General features: G+C 59.3%; 18 protein-coding genes. 8 read left to right on the top strand and 10 right to left on the bottom strand.

Features of this window, described 5'->3' with window-relative positions; translation table 11 throughout:
- The first annotated feature begins 3 nt into the window (after positions 1–3).
- Entirely contained in the window at positions 4–930 is a 927-nt protein-coding gene (pcaQ, locus tag AC13QY_RS01980; RefSeq protein ID WP_113350647.1) for a pca operon transcription factor PcaQ, read from the top strand.
- A gap of 8 nt (positions 931–938) precedes the next feature.
- On the opposite strand, the gene pobA is transcribed toward pcaQ, so the two are convergent.
- On the bottom strand, positions 939–2,111 hold the full coding sequence (pobA, locus tag AC13QY_RS01975) for a 4-hydroxybenzoate 3-monooxygenase (protein WP_113350648.1): 1,173 nt from the start codon (positions 2,109–2,111) through the stop codon (positions 939–941).
- 113 nt (positions 2,112–2,224) lie between these two features.
- Between pobA and AC13QY_RS01970 the strand changes: the two genes are divergently transcribed.
- Complete coding sequence (locus AC13QY_RS01970) at positions 2,225–3,112, top strand: helix-turn-helix domain-containing protein (RefSeq protein WP_113350649.1); 888 nt, start codon at positions 2,225–2,227, stop codon at positions 3,110–3,112.
- A 203-nt stretch (positions 3,113–3,315) separates the two neighbouring features.
- On the opposite strand, the gene AC13QY_RS01965 is transcribed toward AC13QY_RS01970, so the two are convergent.
- On the bottom strand, positions 3,316–4,071 hold the full coding sequence (locus AC13QY_RS01965; protein WP_113329580.1) for an IclR family transcriptional regulator: 756 nt from the start codon (positions 4,069–4,071) through the stop codon (positions 3,316–3,318).
- Between the two features lie 153 nt (positions 4,072–4,224).
- Between AC13QY_RS01965 and AC13QY_RS01960 the strand changes: the two genes are divergently transcribed.
- The 5 genes from AC13QY_RS01960 (at position 4,225) to AC13QY_RS01940 (ending at position 10,746) form a co-directional block, all read left to right on the top strand.
- The gene (locus AC13QY_RS01960) at positions 4,225–4,932 is read left to right on the top strand and encodes a 3-oxoacid CoA-transferase subunit A (RefSeq protein ID WP_069610268.1); all 708 of its coding nucleotides are present in this window, start codon (positions 4,225–4,227) and stop codon (positions 4,930–4,932) included.
- Entirely contained in the window at positions 4,929–5,618 is a 690-nt protein-coding gene (locus AC13QY_RS01955; protein ID WP_113350650.1) for a 3-oxoacid CoA-transferase subunit B, read from the top strand. Before AC13QY_RS01960 ends, AC13QY_RS01955 begins: the two co-directional genes overlap by 4 nt.
- Positions 5,619–5,732: 114 nt before the next feature.
- Positions 5,733–6,938, top strand: coding sequence for a 3-oxoadipyl-CoA thiolase (gene pcaF / locus AC13QY_RS01950; protein WP_113350651.1), 1,206 nt, complete (start codon positions 5,733–5,735; stop codon positions 6,936–6,938).
- A gap of 155 nt (positions 6,939–7,093) precedes the next feature.
- A complete protein-coding gene (locus tag AC13QY_RS01945; RefSeq protein ID WP_152095409.1) occupies positions 7,094–9,421 on the top strand; it encodes a cation:proton antiporter domain-containing protein in 2,328 nt (775 codons plus the stop codon).
- A gap of 122 nt (positions 9,422–9,543) precedes the next feature.
- Entirely contained in the window at positions 9,544–10,746 is a 1,203-nt protein-coding gene (locus AC13QY_RS01940) for an MFS transporter (protein WP_152095408.1), read from the top strand.
- Here the strand turns inward: AC13QY_RS01940 and AC13QY_RS01935 are convergent.
- Positions 10,743–11,129, bottom strand: a complete 387-nt coding sequence (locus tag AC13QY_RS01935; RefSeq protein ID WP_152095407.1) for an ester cyclase — start codon at positions 11,127–11,129, stop codon at positions 10,743–10,745. The two genes, AC13QY_RS01940 and AC13QY_RS01935, sit on opposite strands and share 4 nt — an antisense overlap.
- A 34-nt stretch (positions 11,130–11,163) precedes the next feature.
- Entirely contained in the window at positions 11,164–13,107 is a 1,944-nt protein-coding gene (locus AC13QY_RS01930) for a putative bifunctional diguanylate cyclase/phosphodiesterase (protein ID WP_233788568.1), read from the bottom strand.
- Between the two features lie 253 nt (positions 13,108–13,360).
- Here AC13QY_RS01930 and AC13QY_RS01925 point away from each other — a divergent pair, with 253 nt between their 5' ends.
- Positions 13,361–14,392 (top strand): class I SAM-dependent methyltransferase, encoded by a 1,032-nt coding sequence (locus AC13QY_RS01925; protein WP_113329572.1) that lies wholly within the window; start codon positions 13,361–13,363, stop codon positions 14,390–14,392.
- A 23-nt stretch (positions 14,393–14,415) separates the two neighbouring features.
- Here the strand turns inward: AC13QY_RS01925 and AC13QY_RS01920 are convergent, their stop codons facing one another.
- From AC13QY_RS01920 to AC13QY_RS01895, 6 genes are all read right to left on the bottom strand, one after another.
- Positions 14,416–15,018: a DedA family protein gene (locus tag AC13QY_RS01920; protein WP_233788591.1), complete on the bottom strand. Its 603-nt coding sequence runs from the start codon at positions 15,016–15,018 to the stop codon at positions 14,416–14,418.
- Between the two features lie 14 nt (positions 15,019–15,032).
- Positions 15,033–15,623, bottom strand: coding sequence for a class I SAM-dependent methyltransferase (locus tag AC13QY_RS01915; protein WP_112723326.1), 591 nt, complete (start codon positions 15,621–15,623; stop codon positions 15,033–15,035).
- A 96-nt stretch (positions 15,624–15,719) separates the two neighbouring features.
- On the bottom strand, positions 15,720–17,075 hold the full coding sequence (locus tag AC13QY_RS01910) for a sensor histidine kinase (protein WP_152095405.1): 1,356 nt from the start codon (positions 17,073–17,075) through the stop codon (positions 15,720–15,722).
- Entirely contained in the window at positions 17,072–17,746 is a 675-nt protein-coding gene (locus AC13QY_RS01905) for a response regulator transcription factor (RefSeq protein ID WP_162748753.1), read from the bottom strand. The genes AC13QY_RS01910 and AC13QY_RS01905 overlap by 4 nt, the downstream gene beginning before the upstream one ends.
- Positions 17,747–18,103: 357 nt before the next feature.
- Positions 18,104–18,346 carry a DUF1127 domain-containing protein gene (locus tag AC13QY_RS01900; RefSeq protein ID WP_113329568.1) on the bottom strand — a complete coding sequence of 81 codons (243 nt, stop codon included), beginning with the start codon at positions 18,344–18,346 and terminating at the stop codon, positions 18,104–18,106.
- 459 nt (positions 18,347–18,805) lie between these two features.
- Positions 18,806–20,365: a B12-binding domain-containing radical SAM protein gene (locus AC13QY_RS01895; protein ID WP_113350659.1), complete on the bottom strand. Its 1,560-nt coding sequence runs from the start codon at positions 20,363–20,365 to the stop codon at positions 18,806–18,808.
- Positions 20,366–20,691 lie beyond the last annotated feature (326 nt).

Here is a 20,691-nt window from a genome sequence, read left to right as displayed (position 1 = left end):
AGCATGCTCGACGCACGCATCAAGTTCCGCCATCTGCAGACCTTTGTCGAGGTTGCGCGCCAGAAAAGCGTGATCAAGGCGGCTGGCCTGCTGAATATCAGCCAGCCGGCGGTGACGAAGACCATCCGCGAGCTGGAAGAAGCGCTTGGTGTCGCCGTCTTCGAGCGCGACGGGCGCGGCATCCGCATCACCCGCTACGGCGAAGTCTTCCTTCGCCATGCCGGTGCCGCATTGACAGCACTCCGACAAGGGCTGGATTCCGTCTCGCAGGAGCGCTCCGGCGAAGCGCCGCCGATCCGCGTCGGCGCATTGCCGACGGTTTCGACGCGGATCATGCCGCGGGCAATGGACCTGTTTCTCAAGGAAGAGACCTGGAGCCGCATCAAGATCGTGACCGGCGAAAACGCGGTCCTTCTGGAGCAGTTGCGCATCGGCGATCTCGATCTGGTCGTCGGCCGATTGGCAAGCCCCGACAAAATGACCGGCTTTTCCTTCGAGCACCTCTACTCCGAACAGGTCGTCTTCGCCGTCAGGGCCGGCCATCCGCTTCTGTCCGACAGGCAGTCGCTATTTTCCGATCTCAATCGCTATACAGTCCTGATGCCGACGCGCGGCTCGATCATCCGACCCTTCGTCGAGAGCTTTCTGATCGCCAACGGCGCCGGCGGGCTGCCCAACCAGATCGAGACCGTCTCCGATTCCTTCGGCCGCGCCTTCGTGCGCTCGAGCGACGCTATCTGGATCATCTCGGCCGGCGTCGTTGCCGGCGATGTCGAGGACGGACTATTAGCACTTCTGCCGATCGATACCAGCGAGACGAAGGGGCCGGTGGGCTTGACCATGCGCACCGACGCCATCCCCACCCTTCCCTTGTCGATCCTGATGCAGACCATCCGGCAAGCGGCAAGCGAGATCGCCAAGAAGCTCTAAAAGCTCGCTCAGAACGGCAGGCCGACATAATTCTCGGCGAGCGCGGTCGACGCGGCACGCGAATGGGTGAGATAGTCGAGTTCGGCTTCCTGGATTTTCTGGTCGAAATCGCTGGTATCGGGAAAGCGATGCATCATCGTTGTCATCCACCAGGAGAAGCGCACCGCCTTCCAGACCCGGGCGAGCGCATGAGCCGAGTAGGCATCCAATCCGGTATTGGAGCGATCCTGATAATGCTCGACAAGACCCGAAAACAGGTAATGCACGTCGCTTGCCGCCAGATTGAGCCCTTTGGCACCGGTCGGCGGCACGATATGGGCCGCATCGCCAACCAGGAAGAGGCGGCCAAAACGCATGGGCTCGGCCACGAAGGAGCGCAGCGGCGCGATCGATTTCTCGAAGGGTGGTGCGGTCACCAGCGCCTCGGCATGATGGGCCGGCAATCGACGGCGCAGCTCGTCCCAGAAGCGATCGTCGCTCCAGTCCTCGACCTTCTCGTCGAGCGGACATTGGATGTAATAGCGGCTGCGCGTCATCGACCGCATCGAGCAGAGCGCAAAACCACGGGGATGGTTGGCATAGATCAGCTCGTGATTGACGGGCGCTACTTCCGCCAGCACGCCGAGCCAGCCGAAGGGATAGACCTTCTCGAAGCTGCGGACTGCCTTTTCCGGAACCGATTTGCGGCTGACGCCATGAAAGCCGTCGCAGCCGGCAATGAAATCGCAATCAATGCGATGGGAAACGCCGTCTTTCTCATAGGTCAGATAGGGCATATCGCCATCGAACCCGTGCGCCTGGACGTTGGCAGCGCTGTAGATGGTTAGAGCGCCGCTTTCCTCGCGGCGGGCCATCAGGTCGCGGGTCATCTCCGTCTGTCCATAGATGACGACCCGCTTGCCGCCGGTGAGGCCATGAAGGTCGATACGATGATCACGGCCGTCGAAGGCGAGCGAGAAGCCGTCATGCGGCAAGCCCTCGGCATACAGCCGCGCGCTGGATTTTGCCTCGTCCAGCAATCGGACGGTGCCTTCCTCCAGCACGCCGGCGCGCACGCGGCCGAGAATATAATCCTTGCCGACCCGATCGAGAATGATGTTGTCGATGCCGGCCTCCGTCAGCAGCTGGCCGAGCAAAAGCCCGGACGGCCCCGAACCGATAATGGCGACTTGAGTGCGCATCGTCTCCTCCCATGCGTATTTCTTGCCTCAAGTCTCTTCGGCGCGAGGTAAGTCCGCAATGGACATTTCGGCCACGAAATTGCACAAATCGAACATGGTAAGCGAGGAGTGCCATGACGAAGAATGTGCCGACCTATGAGCTCTATGGCGAAAATACCGGTCGCAAGCCCGATTTCTGGCTACATTGCGAGACGATCTCCTCTCGCAGCAGCCTCCATCACTGGGAAATCCGTCCACACCGGCATGAGAGCTTCTTTCAGATCTTGTACATAGATGCCGGATCCGGCGACGCAATCTTCGACGGAATTTCCCACGCCATTACGCCACCCGCCGTGATTACTATTCCGCCACGCCTCAATCACGGCTTCCGGTTTTCGCGAGACATAGAGGGCTTCGTCATCACGGTGCTGATCTCGCATCTGAAGGCCTCGCCTGGCGATCGCAGCAGGCTCGGGACATGGCTTGCCGATCCGCATCTGACCTTGCTCGACACCGGCAACGAAGATGCCGCGCACGTCGCCAGCACGCTGAAACGTCTGGGCGAAGAATTCGCAAGCCACCGCAGCGGCCGCAACGACCTGCTGGAGGCCTATCTGACCGCGGCCTTGCTGTTGACGGCGCGGATCGCCCAAAACGCCGACGACGGGTCGAACCCAGGCGACGAGAGCGAGCGCCGTATGGAGATGCTGCAGGGCCTCATCCAGCGCCACCTCCGTTCGCACAAGCCGGCCGCCTTCTATGCGGAAAGCCTTGGCATCTCGCCGGCCCATCTCAGCCGCATCGTGCGTGGCAGAACCGGGCATGGCGCGCACGAGCTGATCACACGCAAGCTGCTGGATGAGGCCAAGCGCGAGCTGGTCTTCACCTTCGCGACCGTTCAGGAAATCAGCTATCGCCTCGGCTTTGCCGACCCCGCCTATTTCTCCCGCTTCTTCGTCAAGCAGACCGGCCAGACGCCGCGCGCCTGGCGCATCGAGGAGAGGGAGAGGTTGGGAATGTGAACAGAAATCAATCGGGTAATCACCCGCCCTCGTGGTTCGAGACGGCCTTACAGGCCTCCTCACCATGAGGGCTAATCCTCTCACTTCGCCAAAAAGAGGCTCCAAAGCATATCGAGCGTCGGGCATGCTCCATCCTCATCCTGAGGTGCGCAGCCGAAGGCGGAGCCTCGAAGGACGAGGATGGCCCCGAAAATACACAAAAGCTACGGCAGCACTAGCCGCAGTGCCTTCTGCGTCTCTTTCAGCAGCGACAGAAAGCGCTCGGCCATGTCGGAAGCCGCGACATAGGCGGCCGGTGCGCCGATATTGATCGCCGCCACAGTCTGGCCACGGTCGTTTTCGACCGGCACGGCAATCGAGCACAGCCCGATCTCCAGTTCCTGGTCGATAACGGCGTAGCCCTGTTCCCTCACCCGGCGGAATTCCGCCATCAGCTCCTCCGGATCGGTCCTGGTATTGGGCGTGTTCGCCTTGAGGTCGGTTCGCCCAAGCACGGAGCGCGCCTCGCTTTCCGGCAAAGCGGCCAGCAGAACGCGGCCCATCGAGGCGCAGAAGGCCGGAAGCCGGCTGCCCGGCGTCAAGTTGATCGACATCACCCGGCGCTGCGAGGCGCGGGCGATGTAGACGACCTCCGTGCCGTCGAGCACCGAGGCTGACGCATTCTGCCCGGCGCGCTCAGCAAGCTGATCGAGATGGGGCTGGATGATCGTCGGCAGCGGCGTCGCGGCCAGATAGGCGTGGCCGAGCCTCAGGATCTTCGGCGTCAGCGTGAAGAATTTGCCGTCATAAGTGGCATAGCCGAGTTCGGAGAGCGTCAGCAACGAACGGCGCACGGTGGCGCGATCGAGGCCGGTCAGCTTCGATGCTTCGGCAATCGTCAGGCGCTGCTGCGTCTCGCCGAAGGCTTCGATGACTTTCAATCCCTTGGCAAAGCCGCTGACGAAATCCGTTTCGCGCATCTCTGATCCCCGATTTTGGCGGCATTTTGTGCGATATATGAACAAATGTCAAATATCGCACAAAATAATTGCCGTCCAGCCCTTGCTGATCTATTCGAAAGGAAGAGGACGGGGCGCCTTGGTCCGCCCGCATTGGCAAGTGGGAGTTTGCGCATGGATAAGACAATTGCGAGCACGGCGGCTGCCGTCTCCGAGATCGGCGATGGTGCGACCGTCATGATCGGTGGCTTTGGCGGCTCCGGTGCGCCGATCGAACTCATTCATGCGCTGATCGACAAAGGCCCGAAGAACCTGACCGTCATCAACAACAATGCCGGCAACGGGCGTATCGGCATCGCTGCGATGATCGATGCCGGCATGGTCAGGAAGATGATCTGCTCCTTCCCGCGTTCGTCCGATCCGCGCGCCTTCACCGACCGCTATCTAGCTGGCGAAATAGAGCTGGAGCTGGTGCCTCAGGGGACGCTCGCCGAACGTATCCGTGCCGGCGGCGCCGGCATTCCAGCCTTTTATACCCCAACCGCCTATGGCACCGAACTCGCCAACGGCAAGGTCATCGCCGAATTCGACGGCCGCCACTATGTTCAAGAGCGCTGGCTCAAGGCCGATTTTGCCATCGTCAAGGCTGAAGTCGGCGACGTGCAGGGCAATCTCATCTACAACAAGGCCGGCCGCAATTTTAATCCGCTGATGTGCATGGCCGCGGCCAAGACGATCGCACAGGTCTCGAAAATCGTTGCCGCCGGCGAGCTCGATCCCGAGCACATCGTAACCCCCGGCATCTTCGTCAATGGTGTCGTTGAAGTCGCTGATCCGCAGCAGGAAGAAAATCTCATTCGAGCTGGAGTGGCCTACGTATGACCATCGACACACGCGAAGACATCAAGCTCTCCAACGCCCAGATCGCCTGGCGCGCGGCTCAGGATATCGAAGACGGCGCCTATGTTAACCTCGGCATCGGTTTTCCGGAAATGGTCGCCCGCTATCAGCCGCCGGGCCGCCAGGCGATCTTCCACACCGAAAACGGCATCCTGAATTTCGGCGAGCCGCCGGCGGAAGGCGAGGAAGATTGGGATCTGATCAACGCCGGCAAAAAGGCCGTCACGCTGAAACCGGGCGCGTCCTTTTTCCACCACGCCGATAGCTTCGCCATGGTGCGTGGCGGCCATCTGGATGTCGCGATCCTCGGCGCCTATCAAGTGGCGCAGAACGGCGATCTTGCCAATTGGCGCGTCGGCTCCAAGGGTGTACCTGCCGTCGGCGGAGCCATGGATCTGGTCCATGGCGCCAAGCAGGTCTTTGTCATCACCGAACATGTGACGAAGGACGGCAAACCGAAACTGGTGGAGGCCTGCACCTTTCCGCTGACCGGTGTCGGCTGCATCACCCGTATCTATACGAGCCATGCAGTCATCGACATTGGCAAGCAAGGTTTCGTCGTGCGCGAAAAACTCGCTGCCATGACGATGAACGAGCTGCAAGCGATGACCGGTGCGCCCCTGCATACAGACGGCCCGGTTGCCGACCTGATCGTGCCGACGCTCTAAAGCTCGTTGCGATCTTTCAGATTCGCGCGCAATGCTTTAAGCTTATAATATTTCGCATGCCGTTGTCGCAAATCCGCTGCTCACTTTTGCGCGCCATGCCGTAGGGAGAAGACCATGACCGAAGCCTTCATCTGTGATTACATCCGCACGCCGATCGGCCGCTTCGGCGGATCGCTTTCTTCCGTCCGCGCCGACGATCTCGGTGCAATACCACTGAAGGCGCTGATCGAACGCAACGGCTCTGTCGACTGGGAAGCCGTCGACGACGTGATCTATGGCTGCGCCAACCAGGCGGGCGAGGACAATCGCAACGTCGCGCGCATGGCAAGCCTGCTGGCCGGCCTGCCGATTTCAGTGCCCGGCACGACGATCAATCGGCTTTGCGGTTCGGGCATGGATGCCGTTATCGCAGCCGCCCGCGTCATCCGCGCCGGCGAGGCTGATTTGATGATCGCCGGCGGCGTCGAAAGCATGTCGCGCGCGCCCTTCGTCATCCCCAAGGCTGAAAGCGCCTTTTCGCGCAATGCCGAGATCTACGATACCACCATCGGCTGGCGCTTCATCAACCCTGTCATGAAGAAGCAATACGGCGTGGATTCCATGCCGGAAACCGGCGAGAACGTCGCAGAAGATTACAAGGTCAGCCGCGAAGACCAGGACGGCTTTGCCGTTCGTTCGCAGGCAAAGGCAGCCACGGCACAGGAAAACGGCCGGCTTGCCAAGGAAATCACTTTGGTCACGATCCCGCAGCGCAAGGGCGATCCTGTCATTGTCGGCAAGGACGAGCATCCGCGCGCAACCACCATGGAGGCGCTTGCAAAGCTCGGCACGCCCTTCAAGAAGGAAGGCGGCACGGTGACGGCCGGCAACGCCTCCGGCGTCAATGATGGCGCTGCCGCGCTCATCATTGCTTCAGAGGCAGCTGCCAGGAAATACGGCCTGACACCGATTGCCCGCATTCTCGGCGGTGCGGCCGCCGGTGTTCCCCCGCGCATCATGGGGATCGGCCCGGTTCCCGCCTCCCGCAAGCTCATGACGCGCCTCGGCATGGACCAGGAACAGTTCGACGTTATCGAATTGAACGAGGCCTTCGCTTCGCAGGGGCTTGCCGTGCTGCGCGAACTCGGCATTGCCGATGATGATACGCGCGTCAACCGCAACGGAGGCGCCATCGCGCTCGGTCATCCGCTTGGCATGTCCGGTGCCCGCATCACCGGTACCGCCGCCCTGGAGCTGAAGGAAACCGGCGGCCGCTATTCGCTGTCGACCATGTGCATCGGCGTCGGCCAGGGCATCGCCATCGCGCTGGAACGGGTCTGATCGTTGCGAACAGGCGGGGGTCCGGCGCCACATGAGCGGCGGATCATGCTCGCGGCCGAAACCCGACGCCGGGTCATTGAAGGCTGCAACCAGCGATAAAACTGGAACGGCAAAGGTTCTGGCGCGTTTTTCCTGCTGCTCAGTGGGATCAGTCCATGCCATCACGCCAGAATGTCTTAAAAGCATTTCCGTCAGCCGCCGTTATCATTCTCATTGCCATCACCCTGTTGCTGTCGATTGCGCAATCCGCCTTCGCTGTCGAAGGGCAGAAGGCCAGCCACCCTTCGGAAGGGCTGTTCCTGGTCCAGATCATTCTGCTTGTGGTATCGGGCAGATTGCTCGGCGAATTGATGGTGCGCATCGGCCAGCCATCGATCATGGGTCAGATCATTGCCGGCATCATTCTCGGCCCCTCCCTTTTCGGCTTAATCTTCCCCCATGCACAGGCGAGCCTTTTTCCTTCGGAGGGCGCACAAAAGAGCATGACCGACGCGATCGGCCAGCTCGGCATTCTCTTTCTCCTGCTGCTCGCAGGCATGGAGACCGATCTCGCTCTTGCGAAACGCCTGCGCAAATCGGCGGCCGGCGTTTCGTTGACGGGCATCGTCATTCCCTTTGCGGCCGGCTTTGCACTCGGCGAGCTCATCCCGGACGCCTTTCTTCCCGATCCCGAAAAGCGGCTGGTCACATCACTTTTTCTTGGTACCGCGCTTTCCATCTCTTCCGTGAAGATCGTCGCCTCCGTCGTCCGCGAAATGGATTTCATGCGCCGGAACATCGGTCAGCTGATCGTCGCTTCGGCCATTATCGACGATACGGTTGGGTGGGTCATCATCGCCATAACCTTTGGTCTTGCGGAAAAAGGGACGGTCGATCTCATGACACTGGCGACCAGCGTCATCGGCACACTGGCCTTCATGGCCGTGAGCTTCACTGTAGGACGGCGGATCGTGTTCGAGATCATCCGCTGGACCAACGATAATTTTCGCAGCGACCTGCCCGTGCTCAGCGCCATCGTTGCGATCATGGGCGGGATGGCCATCATCACCAATCTCATCGGCGTCCATACCGTGCTCGGCGCCTTCGTCGCCGGCATTCTCGTCGGTGAATCGCCGATCCTTACCCGACAGATCGACGTCCAGCTTCGCGGCTTGACGACGGCGCTGTTCATGCCTGTTTTCTTCGGGCTGACTGGCCTGCAGACCGATCTTACCGTGCTGGCCGATCCCTCCATCTTGCTGCTGACGGCCGCCATCGTCATCATAGCGAGCATCGGCAAGTTCGGAGGCGCTTTTGCCGCCGCCAAGTTTGGCGGCTATTCGGCATCCGAAGCTCTGGCGCTCGGCTGTGGAATGAACGCCAGGGGATCGACGGAAGTCATCGTCGCGACCATAGGCCTGTCCGTCGGCGTATTGGACGAGAAACTCTTCTCCATCATTGTCGCCATGGCCGTCATCACTACGATGGCGATGCCACCAACACTTCGCTGGGCGCTTGCCCGCCTGCCATTGCGCGAAGAGGAGCGTGACCGGCTCGAACGTGAAGAATTCGAAAGCGAAAGCTTCCTCGGAAATTTCGAACGCATCCTGCTGACCGTGGATGGCTCGCAAAGCAGCCGCCTCGCCACGTGGATCGCCGCCTTCTTCGCCGTGACGCGCAAGATGCCTGTCACCGTCCTGGATATCAGGGAACCACGCGACGCAATATACGATCCAAATGATACAGCGACGACAGGCGCAGCGCCGCAAGGTCGAGCCGTCGCTGACGATTTGAGACAATGCGCGACCGATTTACTGGCGTCGGCTTCCCCGAAGCAGGATATGGCCAGCGAAAGCGATATCCATGTTACGGTCTGGGAGAAGAACGACACGCTGGAAACCATGCTCGAAGATGTCTCGGGTGCCGGCCACGATCTCCTCTTCATGGGCATCGAACCGACCATGGGCGAAGACGGGCGCTTCAGCACGGCCCTGCAAATCATGACCTCTGCCTTCCAGGGAACGTCAGCTATCGTAACAGCACGCGGTATGCTCCCCGAACGTCCCCAGGACTTGAGAATCCTGCTGCCGGTCAGCGGCACCGAACGCTCCGTCCGGGCAGCCGAATTCGGGCTTGCGATTGCGAAGGCGGCGGGAGCCCATTGCGCCCTGCTGCGGATCGTTGAACCGCGACAGGTCAGAGCCATTCCGCGCATCAGCGACCGAGGCAATGACCAATGGGACGTTCTCAACAAGGTCGGCGCGATCGCGGATTACTATGGCGTCGAGATCGAGAAGGTGGTTCAGCAAGGACCGTCACCGGAGCTCTCGATCCTGCGGCACGCCCGAAGCGGCAAATATAATCTGATCGTGCTCGGCGTGAGCAAGCGAGCCAGTGGCAGCCTCTCCTATGGCAGCGTGGCAGACACACTGCTGCAAACGGCAGACAGATCATGCGTCTTCATTGAAACCGACCTGGCCGCCTCGCAGGCAATTCGCGAATAGCCCTGTCCGTCAACGGTGGGATGGATCAAGAGAATCAATAGGCGCCATCAGCACTATTCATTTCTCGAACGTAGCCCCGTGAAGCATATTGACCGGCAGCACGATCTTTTGCAGAGCCCGATATGTCCGACCTTATCCTTTCGCGCGACCATGAAGAAGCCGATACGCGGGAAGGATGGAAGGTCGTTGCCGCCACCCATGTGCTGACGACCGTGACGTTCGGAGCCGCCTACTCCTTCTCCGCCACTTTGCCGGGGCTTGCTGCGGAGTTCAATGCGTCGCGCGGCGAGGTCGCCCTCGTCTTTTCCATTTCCGCATTTCTCTTCTACTCGCTCGGCGCGATTGCCGGGCCTCTCGCCGACAGATGGTCGTCGCGCAGCCTTGTTCTTCTGGGACTGGGAGCAATGATCATTGGCTATATCGCCGCTAGTCGTGCCGGATCCTTGACCGCACTTTACATCTGGTATGGCTTCGGCGTCGGATTTGGGATCGGCCTGTCATACGTTCCGGCGATCGGAGCGGTGCAATCCTGGTTCATCCACAAACGAAGCCAGGCGTCGGGCGTCGCGACGGCCGGGATTGGGCTTGGGACCTTGATCCTGCCCTTCGCCATCGGCCAGGCTCTTCCCTTCATCGGCTGGCGAGGGTGTTTCCTTGCGCTTGCCTGCATCTTCGCCATTTTTGGCATACCGGCGGCTCTGCTTGTCCGCAAGCGCCGTGACGGTACGATCTCGTTCCCGGCGCACGCCGGCAATCCCAAGCTCCCCGCTATATGGCGCGACGGACGGTTCTGGCTTTTCTATATAGTGCTTCTCCTGTCCTCTCTGTGCACCTTCATCCCCTATGTTCATATCGTCGCCGCCGCCCGCGACATGGGACTTTCCATTCAGGACGGAACCGCCCTTGTCAGCGTTATCGGTGTCGGCAGCGTCATCGGCCGCTTCTTTCTGGCAGGCCTGGGAGATCGCTTCGGCCGTCGGCAACTCCTGGCATCGCTCACCCTTGCAGTCGCGGCCTCCTTTGCCATATGGGCGTCGGCATCAGGCATGATCCAGCTGATCTTGTTCGCATTGATCTTCGGCATGAGCTATGGCGGGTGCGTCGGCCTTTATCCGGCTGTCGCCGCCGATCTGTTCGGCACACGCCAGATTGGTGCGGTTATCGGGTATCTCTATTCGGCCGTGGGTGTGGCAGCCCTGATCGGGCCAACTGCAGCAGGCTTTATTTTCGACCATACCGGCAGCTATTCCGGCCCGATTATCGCAAGCGGCCTCGCGGCATTCGCAGCAGGCTTTATCGCGTTGCGCCTTGGGAAGAAGTCCTAGAGCTGAGCTGCGATTGCAGCCTTGTCGATGACAGACCAGACGTTCCGGATTCGCCCGTCCAGAAACTCATAGAAGACATTCTCGGCAAACTGCACCCTTCTGCCATTCACCGCCATACCGAACAGCATTCCCGTCGGCCTACAATCAAATTGCAGGCGGCTTGCGACGCGTGGCGGTTCGCAGATCAGTAGAGTGATATCGAAATGAAGATCGGGAATGGCGCGAAAATCGCCTTCGAGCATTTGCCGATAGCCTGATAGTCCAATGTAGGCGTCATTGTAATGCACGTCTTCATGGACGAATTTACCCAGATTCGACCAATCCTGCTTGTTCAGGCAGGCAATATAGCCTCGGTAGACCTCGGACAGATCGACGCTTGCCATTCTCATCACCCACGCCCTGGAGGCGGCCTGCGCTTCAGGCCGATGCCTGCAGACGGCGGCGACTCGTATGCATCATCGTAATCGGATGCTTGAGCGCCGGTGCAGGACGGCCGATATGGTATCCCTGAACGGCATCGATGCCAAAGGATTTGACGAGATTGAGTTGCTCCTCGTCCTCCACGCCCTCGACCAGAATGCGATGGCCGCGATTGCGCACCAGGCCGATGATGTCCTCGAGAAGGATCTTCGCACCGTCGTTGCTTGCCGCGTCGTGCAGGAAGGATTTATCGATCTTGACGGTTTCGAATTCCATCAGCCGCAGCCATGACAATCCGGCAAAACCTGTACCGAAATCATCCAGCCAGAATTTGATGCCGAGCTTCTTCAGATCCTTAATGCTGTCGAGGACATCGGGGCGTATCTCCATATCGACGCCCTCGGTGATCTCGAACGCCACCCTGTGACCCGAAACGCCCGTTTCCGCCAGAATAGCGGCCACCTGCGCGGCGAAACCCGGAGCCCGCAGCTGGATCGGGGAGACGTTTATGCTGACCGTGTCGACAATGTCGCGGGTAAGCAAATCACAGCAGGCCCTTCTGATCGCCCAATAGCCGAGTTCCATGATGGCGCCGGTGCGTTCCGCTATCGGGATAAAGACGGCCGGAGAAGCATTCGATCCGTCGAGCAACTGCAGGCGCATCAGAGCTTCATAGGCACCGATTTCTCCAGTCTGGAGATATTGGATCGGCTGATAGACCAGCGAGACGAGGTTCTGCTGGATGGCGATCTTCAAAATGGCCGCGATATTCTCGCTCGCATCGCCGCCCGGCAGCTCGTTCGGATCGAAGATCCGTGCGCAATTGCGGCCGCTCGCCTTTGCCGAATACAGAGCACGGTCGGCCTCGTTGATCACGTTCTCCAGCTTCGCGCCGGCGACGTCTCTCGTAATGGTCGCTCCAACACTCACCGTGACATGCCGGAAGCCGTCCAGACGTTGTGCATGGACGATATCGAGAGCCTCTATCCCCTGACAAATGGCATCCGCCAGAGCCAGCGCATCCGAACTGCTCTCCAGATCGAGGATAACGATGAATTCCTCGCCGCCATAACGTCCGACCGTTGCCCCGAGTGGAGCAACGATGTTCGACAGCGCATTGGCAACCGTCACAAGGCAGTGATCCCCCTCCTGATGGCCGTAATAATCATTATACTTCTTAAAGAAGTCGACATCGACCAGCAGGATGGCGAATGCTGCGCCCTTCTCGCGCCAGCGATCCCAAAATTGTTTCAGCCTTATATCCGCGGCTCTTCTGTTCTCCATCCCGGTCAGGGAATCCGTAATCGAAAGCCGCAGAAGCGCCTCGCCGCGTTCCGTCGCCTGGCGCTGCTGCAGCTCCGCTTCCCTGGCATTGAGAAAGACGTTGAAACGCTCCTTGTTCAGTTTCCAGTTCACATAGGAGGTGAACACGAAGCAGCAGAGATAGAAGGTGGTGAAGGCCAGACAGTAGGCGGCGCTATAATGAAATTCCGTCAGCGACAGTAGGAAAAAGGCGAAGATCAGCCCTGATGACATCAGTGCCAGGCCGAACTCAAGGCTGAAGAACAGGTTAACGCCCATCATGAAGATGGCGCCGAAGGCGGCATAATAGGAGAATGCCTCGGCATTGGCCGTCTGCAATGCCGGCAGCAGCCACACGACATATCCAAGAACGACGGCCGCAGCACATGTCGCCTCAAGCTCGCCGGCACGACGTTGCCGCGAAAACTGCATTTCCAGGATCAAAAGCGAAAAGCCCCCAATCAGAAACCGCGCAGGGATCGTCACGTGCGAGACGTCGGGAATGAAGACCAGATCCGTGACCAGGAAGAGGATATAAACGGGCACGGCAAGCCACAGACCGCTGCGAGCCAAGACGCGCCGCGCATCGTTGCTATAGGCTTTGTAGAGCCCGCGCAGCTCATCGGGGCGGTTAGTCATGCGAGCCTCGCTCTGACCAAGATCGCTGTTTCCCGACAATCGACGCATGCTCATCATCACCCGAGTTAGCCGAGACCTCATGTCCACCGCGTTACCTTTGCGTCGCTCGAATGAACAAATCGCTCGCTTCACCACGGCGGCTAATTTGATCCGTTTGATAACGACAGCGTTGCCGCAGCGACATTAACAAAACCATAGCGCTCAATTTTTATATGAGATATGGTTTGCGTAGTGTTCACGGAATGATTTAAAATTGAAACAATTTCAAACCGCTCTTGATGGCTTCAGCCTCGTTACCTCCCAGTCCATCTCGGAACATACGAGATCGTCCGGTAACAACATTGCAACCGACCAAATAAAGGAGGGCGAGGCCGAACTCGCCCTCATTCTCTCCCTCACGCAGCAGGCGTTCGAAGCAAACGCGCCCGTTCCAGGCACCATGCAAGCCTTGACGGAGCGTCTGCAGGCGCTGAAAAACAAGACGACACCCCTGACCTGGGCACATCTCGCCTCGGTGGCGCAGGGGCATCCCGTGTCGTCCTACCTGCTGCAGGACCCTCTGACGCGATGGTCCTTCGAAAAGCCGCGCGGCTACAGCGGCGATGCCTATCTGCTGGATTTCATCTATGAACATCCGGCCGTTGCCGCACAGGTGGCGGAAGCTTCGGCGCTGGGCGCAGAAGTTTACGATTTCACCCGGCGCGCACCATCCGCCGTCGCCGTGCGAGAAAGGCGGGAGATCCTGGCAGCCCACGTCGATGCAGTGGCGGAGGCGACGGATGGCGCCGAAGTCCTGGCAATCGCGGCCGGCCATCTTCGCGAAGCGGAGCTCTCAAAGGCTCTGCAAAGCGGCAGGCTCAAGCGCTGGGTCGCGCTTGATCAGGACCCGGTCAGTGTCGGGGCGGTGAGCTCGACCTTCCATGGCACCTGCATCGAAGCGATCAACGGCTCCGTTCGCACCATTCTGGGGCGCGCGCAGAAGCTTGGTACGTTCGACTTCATCTATGCAGCCGGCCTTTACGATTATCTGGCCGAAAGCGTAGCCGTACGACTGACGGAACGCTGCCTGCAGATGCTGAAGCCCGGCGGCAAGTTCCTGCTCGCAAACTTCGCCAAGGATATCGGCGTCGAAGGCTACATGGAGACCTTCATGAACTGGCCGCTGATCTGGCGAACGGACGAGGATGTCCAGTCGATCATCGACAAGGTCAAACACCCGATCGCCGATGTTTCCCTTACACGCGGCGAAAACGGCGGCGTCATATACGCCGTTCTGACCGTATAGCCGACGGCAAGCGTGATGACCGGCTAAGCCGCGCTGCGGCTTGGCCGGTAAAATCGCAGCAGCGCAAGCAGCAGAAGATTGACCAAGATGATTGCTGCGACGGCGGCAGGTGCTGCTGCATCTGGCGCCAATATTTGTTGACGCAGCAAATAACCCGATACCAGAAACGGCGTATTCCAAATCAACGCGCCGCAGAATGTCGCGATGGCAAAGCCTGGCGCCGGGATGGCAAGCACACCTGCTGGCAATGCCATATAGGCGCGAACGATAGGCACAAGCTGACCGAAGAGCGTGGCCCGTATGGCATGACCATGATAATTGCGTTTCAGGCGCAGATACCACTCTTCTTTGATATCCAGACGCCGGGTCATCCTCAGCACGAAGAGGTCGCCACGCGCAGGTCCCAGCCAACGGCCTATTCCATACCAGAACAGCGAGCCTGCCGTTGAACCGGCGGCGGTAACGGCGATCACTGCAGGCAGATCAACCGGGTTGGCGACACCCAGCATGCCCAGCATCAAGAATAGGGCGATCGACGGTAGGATGGGGACAAGCTTCTCGATTGCGGAACACAATGCAAGGCCGAACAGTCCCCACGCCGCCAGATCGGGCAGAACATCCAACATATAGGAGGAGTCACTCATGTGGCGGCAGCCGGAGATTTTATCGGCCTGCGCCGGACGATCTTATAGACCCTAGCAGGCGGAAAGTTGCGCAGCACCTGGCCCTGCAGCGTTGCCTTGAAGCCATACCGGTCGAGCAGGCGATGCGGTATCGGACAGCGCAGGCCATAGGTGAACTGATAGAGTGCCCCGCCCTCACGCAGCCTCGCTGATACCGCAGCAAGAATGGCAATGACCGTCTTCGGCGACATGTTAAGTAGCGGCAACCCGCTGATCGCACAGCCGAACAGCTCTCCTTCCGGCAAGTCATAGGCATCAAGCCGCGCAGCATCGGCGCAGATGACGCGGGCATCAGGAAACCGCTGTCGCAGCAGACTGGCAAAACTATCAGCGGATTCAATCAGCGTAATATCGCTTTCGCATATGCCGCGTGCGAGCAGGGCTCGTGTGAACACACCCGTGCCCGGGCCGAGCTCAAGGATAGGTCCCGCCGAAGGACCAATTTCGCTTGTAATCAGATTGGCCAGGACCGGGCCGGAGGGGGCGATCGCTCCCACCATGCGCGGATTGGTCAGCAGAGTTCGCAAGAATAGTGATGTGTTTGACATATGTTCCCGCCAGTAGGGGCTCAAGAGATTCGCCTGTGCGGCAGGCTTTTCCTAGGAGGAGCCGATTGCGAGAACATTGCATCGGGAGCCGATAGGCTATCCGGCCATCGGAAAGTTCAATCTGAAAGACGCACCACCCGTCGGTCCGTCGATGACGCAAACCTTTCCACCGTGGAGCCTCGCAATCTCCTGAACGAGGTTCAGCCCGAGGCCGAACCCTTTGCTGCGTCCCTGGAGGCGGTGAAACGGTTCGAAGATGCGGTCCCGTTCCTCCTGCGGGACACCGTTTCCTTCGTCGCTTACGGTGATGCCGGTGGCGCGGCCGACATGGACGGTGATCCTGCCGCGGCGGCCGCCATGCTGAATCGCATTCTGCACGAGGTTGGTGACGGCCCGCTCGATGGCCATGCGATCGCCAAGGACCTCCACGGCCTCCTCGTCCTTGATGAAACAGGGTTCGTAATTGGCAGCGATCGCGAGCGGCGCCAGTTCCGAAACGACGTGTTCGGCGACCTGTACGAGATCGACCGAAGTTGGCTCGAAGCGATGATTGAGGCGCTGAAGATCGAGGAACTGCTCGGCAAGCGTCGCAAGGCGCACCGTATCCTCAAACAGCCGCTCCTTCAAAGGGCCTGCCGGCAGACCATCGAGACGTGCCTGCAGGATTGCGACCGGGGTCCGCCACTCATGGGCAAGATGGGAAAACAGACGCTTCTGCCGCTCATAGCCGTCGTCCAGCCGGCTCAGCGCGTCATTGACGGCTTCGACAAGCGGCAGGATCTCGCGCGGAACATCATCGATCGGTAGCCGCATCCCCTGGCGATTGATATCGATCTGCCCGGCGCGGGCAACGGCGGAATCGAGCGAAGAAAAAGCGCGGCGAATCACGAGCGGCGCGGCAATCACCGTTGCGACCGCCGTTACGATGAGCAGCGGCAGAAGAGCGCTGAAGAAGACAATGCCCACCGCGCCAAGGACACGGATCGTCGACACGCTGCCGTCCATACCTGTCAGAACCTGGACCTCACCGGCCGGAGACGAGACCCATTGCAACCGGGCGGCAGGTACGGTGCTGCCGCCGAGATTGCCGCCGAAACGGGCTTGTCCGACACCGTCGAGCGCAGCGCCGATCGCGGCATAGGCCGCGGGTACGTTTCCGTCCTTGATCGTGGCGCCGCTGCGATCGCGAACGACGAACCAGAGACCCGGCAGATCCCCACGCCGCGCCAAAAGCGCTGCCGTCTCCTTCAGCATAAGGGCACCATTCTGATCGCGCCCAAGGGACCGGGAGATGGCATCGATGGTCTCATCTTCCGGCTGAAGAGAGATGAAACTGCCGGTCGCCCAAAGAGCAGCCACGATGAGCACCGCAAGCAGCGACAGGAAGATCGCTTGCAGGAATGATAGGCGCGATACGAGACGCCATCGCAAGGAAGGCTGGCCTCCGCTCATGATTTCAGTCTCATCAGATAGCCAATGCCGCGAACAGGATGAATCTCCAGCCCGGACTCCACCGAGGCAAGCTTGCGGCGAAGACGGGAGATATGCGCATCCAGGGTGTTTGACTGGATATCTTCGCTGAACCCGTAGACAGCCTCCTCCAGAGCGTGGCGCGATACCGTGCGACCAAGCCGACGCGCAAGCGCCTCAAAGACCAGAACTTCCCGGCGTGGCAATTCGAGCCGTTCACCCTCGATCAGGATGTCATGACAGCCGAAGTCATAAGATAGCCTGCCGAAATTCATCACCTCGCTCCGCAGTTCGCCGGGGCGCCTCAGGATGGCGCGCAGTCGCGCCAGAAGCTCCTCCATGGCAAAAGGCTTGACGAGATAATCGTCGGCGCCGGTATCAAGGCCGCCAATACGGTCGTCGAGATCGCCGCGTGCCGTCAACACGATAACGGGCGTATCGATGCCGGCCGCGCGCAGCTTCGGAATGATCGACAAGCCATCGCCATCCGGAACCTGCCGGTCGAGGAGAATGACATCATAAGGGAGATTGATCGCAGCCTCTTCCGCATCGGCCAGGATCGAGACGTGATCGACGACGGCATCGCGAGCCTGCAACGCAGCGCTCAGCGCCGCAGCCATTTCCGGCTCGTCTTCAAGCAACAATATCCGCAATGAACCGTCCCCAAAAATGTAAGGATTGCATTGCATAAGCGGATTGCGGGAAGATTGCGACCCTCTCCAGGCGACACTTCATCATTCACTGGAGAATTCAGACCGATACGCTGTCGGTAGGAAAGATATCGGCCAGTTCCGGCTTTCGACGCCAGTCAGGTCACAGGGGAAGGCATCGCCTCCCCCTGCGATATCCGCCGCGCGGCGGCTGATAGGTAGGCTACAGCGAACGGAGCGGTGAACCCACCATACAAATGGTTTCCCGTCCGTCGTGATTTCGCAGCCGCACCGCCATTCTCGAACCAGCAGAGGTCAAGAAGGACGAGCCGTAAAGTGCCCATCTGCATCAAACCCACCTCATTTAAGGCGGCTCACATGCAACGCCAGCAAGCTGCGATAATCCAGCCCTTCCTCACGCTCGGGAAGACCGATATCCCGAAGCTGATAATTCGATAATCCGTATACCTGCTCATAAGTCTGCCGCCGTTTCCAGACAACAAACAGCAGGGCGCGTGCAGTCCTCCACGCACCGAATTTCTGGTACAGTTCATCGACCGTCGCCGTCAAACTCTCGGCAACTATAAATTGTGAATGAGTCATCGCTATTCCTGGCGCAGTCACGCGACCAGGTCCTCTTGAAGCTTGACCGGCTTCAGGAGTCGATGCGTCAACGACACACCAAATCACACCCTCGGCAAGTCATATAGGTTTATTGGGAAAACGCCTAAGCGGCAGAAAATAAAGCTCTTTTGAGCTTTAATTATAGAGTCGCCGCGCGGTTGGTGCAGCACACACCATGGCGATCGACATCATTCCGCCGGAGACGTAGGTAAACATATGTGAATTATGCATGTCACGCCTCCTTGTTCGATTTACGGATGGCGTAATCATACGCGAGATCCACAAATCGGCAACCCCACAATTTCGAATTGCAAATATCCGGCACAATATGTTGCATCGAAGCAACAGTGACGATGGTGTCGAATAATCGTCTGCGAACGAAATGTTAGACCGCGGCCGCAAGGCGAGCCCGACGACAAACGGAAATTACAGAGCCCGTTAGAATGAATTGACGATACCGCCGCCAGTGCGCATCTGCTGCACCATAATATGGGCGTGGTAGTGCATGGCGCATTTGATGGCGTAGATTTGCAGGACGACAGGAGAGCGCCGATGCCGCAGGAGATTGAAAAGCCGCGCGCGGTAAGTGGCGCGCAAATCAGCCTCCTTAACTCGGCGCATCAACCGGAGGAAAATCCCGACAGCTTCGAATGCCCATGTCGCGTTGAGTGCCAGCAGGCGCAGTGGATGGCGGCGCAGGTGGCGTAAGCGGGTACTTTCCGGTTCGATACGCGCATCGATGTAAAGCGCATCCAACCGATCGAAATAGGCGGCCGGCTCGTGCAGATCGCTTAGAACCGAAAGATATCCATCCCGCAGGGTTTCGCGCGAGAGATTGAGCGGTATGACATTGGTGCCATAGGCGGGCGGATCGTCGTGGTCGAGGCGACCTTCCTTGGCGAGGCGCGTATAAAGCGGCGTCTTCGGAATCGCCGCCAGCATGCCGATCATGGCGTTGACGATGCGCGCATCCCTGATGAAGACCCGCTGCGCATCGAAAATGGTCGCATCGTCACTATCGAAGCCCAGGATCATGCCGCACCAGACTTCCATCCCGGTCTGCTGGATCGTGTGGATCTTGTCCAGCATCGTCCCGCCCTTGCGCAGGTTCTGCAGCTTCTTGGTTTCGCGCAGCGCCTCCTCGTTCGGAGTTTCGATGCCGATGAAGACGACGCGGATATTGGCATCGACCATCAACTGCATCAATTCAGCATCGTCAGCCAGATCGATCGATGCCTCCGTCAGGAACGTCATCGGGTAATGATGGCGCTCCTGCCAGGCAACGACATCCCGCAGGACCTCCTTGATTGCCTTCTTGTTGCCGATCAGATTGTCGTCAACGATGAAAGCCGTATCCATTCCGGAGGCGAGCAGGGCCTCCATCTCGGCAATAATCTGCGTACTGGTCTTGATGCGCGGCTTGCGGCCGAAAACGACGATGATATCGCAAAAATCGCAGGTGAAGGGACAGCCGCGCGAAAACTGGATGCTGCCGACAGCATATTCGTCCATCTTCAGGAGATCAAAACGCGGCACGGGCACCTTGCTCATATCCGTCTTGTCAGCCTGTTCATAGCGCCGCGCATGATGACCCTCCTGCCATTCAGCCAGGAATTTGGGCCATGTCTCTTCCGCCTCGCCAATGAAGGAGACATCGACGAGATTGCCGAAATAATCCTCCTTGACCGTAACCCAAGGTCCGCCGACGACGGTGAAACAGTTGCGCCGTTTGAGCTCGGTCAGGATTTCCGTCATGCGGAAGCGCTGGACGATCATGCCCGTCAGCGCAACGATATCGGCCTTCTCGCAAAGGCCGTAGTCTATCGGCTCGATATTCTCGTCCACCAGAGTGACGGTATGTTCGGCCGGCGTCAGCGCCGCCAGCAAAGGCAGGCAGGCAACCGGAAGGTTGGCCTTCACGTCGAACAGCGGCAGAGCGTGCTCCATGCCCCAATAAGAGGTTTCGAAACGCGGATTGATGATGACGATATGAGCCATTGAATGGTCCGCTCCATGATATGAATCTGGTTCGGTATTGCTTTGAGCATGTATGTCATTTGCAGCTGCATGCGCTGGCCTTACAGCCGCGAAGCAGGGTCTTCCAGCATCGAGGCGGCTGTCTTAGCAGCCCTATATGAGCTCAAGATTAAATTCCGGATGCTGGCGGCGGCTGGACGTTCAGGCCATCACCCCGCAGGAGGACATTTTTCTAGCGGGGCGCACTGGGTGCGAAACAAAACCTCCCTTCGAGGCCCCTCAAGGGGAGGGTAAGCTTCTACCACTTCGGTTGCCGAGGACGCCTCTCATCCAGGCCGCTTCAACGT

It is taken from the genome of Martinezella sp. CNPSo 3795, from assembly GCF_057784475.1.
Note: the sequence above shows the minus strand (reverse complement) of the source record. Positions and strands in the feature narration are given on the sequence as shown.

Coding starts and splice junctions, on each gene's coding strand:
- pcaQ (WP_113350647.1), top strand. CDS start 4: ATGCTCGACGCACGCATCAAGTTCCGCCATCTGCAGACCTTTGTCGAG.
- pobA (WP_113350648.1), bottom strand. CDS start 2,111: ATGCGCACTCAAGTCGCCATTATCGGTTCGGGGCCGTCCGGGCTTTTG.
- AC13QY_RS01970 (WP_113350649.1), top strand. CDS start 2,225: ATGACGAAGAATGTGCCGACCTATGAGCTCTATGGCGAAAATACCGGT.
- AC13QY_RS01965 (WP_113329580.1), bottom strand. CDS start 4,071: ATGCGCGAAACGGATTTCGTCAGCGGCTTTGCCAAGGGATTGAAAGTC.
- AC13QY_RS01960 (WP_069610268.1), top strand. CDS start 4,225: ATGGATAAGACAATTGCGAGCACGGCGGCTGCCGTCTCCGAGATCGGC.
- AC13QY_RS01955 (WP_113350650.1), top strand. CDS start 4,929: ATGACCATCGACACACGCGAAGACATCAAGCTCTCCAACGCCCAGATC.
- pcaF (WP_113350651.1), top strand. CDS start 5,733: ATGACCGAAGCCTTCATCTGTGATTACATCCGCACGCCGATCGGCCGC.
- AC13QY_RS01945 (WP_152095409.1), top strand. CDS start 7,094: ATGCCATCACGCCAGAATGTCTTAAAAGCATTTCCGTCAGCCGCCGTT.
- AC13QY_RS01940 (WP_152095408.1), top strand. CDS start 9,544: ATGTCCGACCTTATCCTTTCGCGCGACCATGAAGAAGCCGATACGCGG.
- AC13QY_RS01935 (WP_152095407.1), bottom strand. CDS start 11,129: ATGGCAAGCGTCGATCTGTCCGAGGTCTACCGAGGCTATATTGCCTGC.
- AC13QY_RS01930 (WP_233788568.1), bottom strand. CDS start 13,107: ATGACTAACCGCCCCGATGAGCTGCGCGGGCTCTACAAAGCCTATAGC.
- AC13QY_RS01920 (WP_233788591.1), bottom strand. CDS start 15,018: ATGTTGGATGTTCTGCCCGATCTGGCGGCGTGGGGACTGTTCGGCCTT.
- AC13QY_RS01915 (WP_112723326.1), bottom strand. CDS start 15,623: ATGTCAAACACATCACTATTCTTGCGAACTCTGCTGACCAATCCGCGC.
- AC13QY_RS01910 (WP_152095405.1), bottom strand. CDS start 17,075: ATGAGCGGAGGCCAGCCTTCCTTGCGATGGCGTCTCGTATCGCGCCTA.
- AC13QY_RS01900 (WP_113329568.1), bottom strand. CDS start 18,346: ATGACTCATTCACAATTTATAGTTGCCGAGAGTTTGACGGCGACGGTC.
- AC13QY_RS01895 (WP_113350659.1), bottom strand. CDS start 20,365: ATGGCTCATATCGTCATCATCAATCCGCGTTTCGAAACCTCTTATTGG.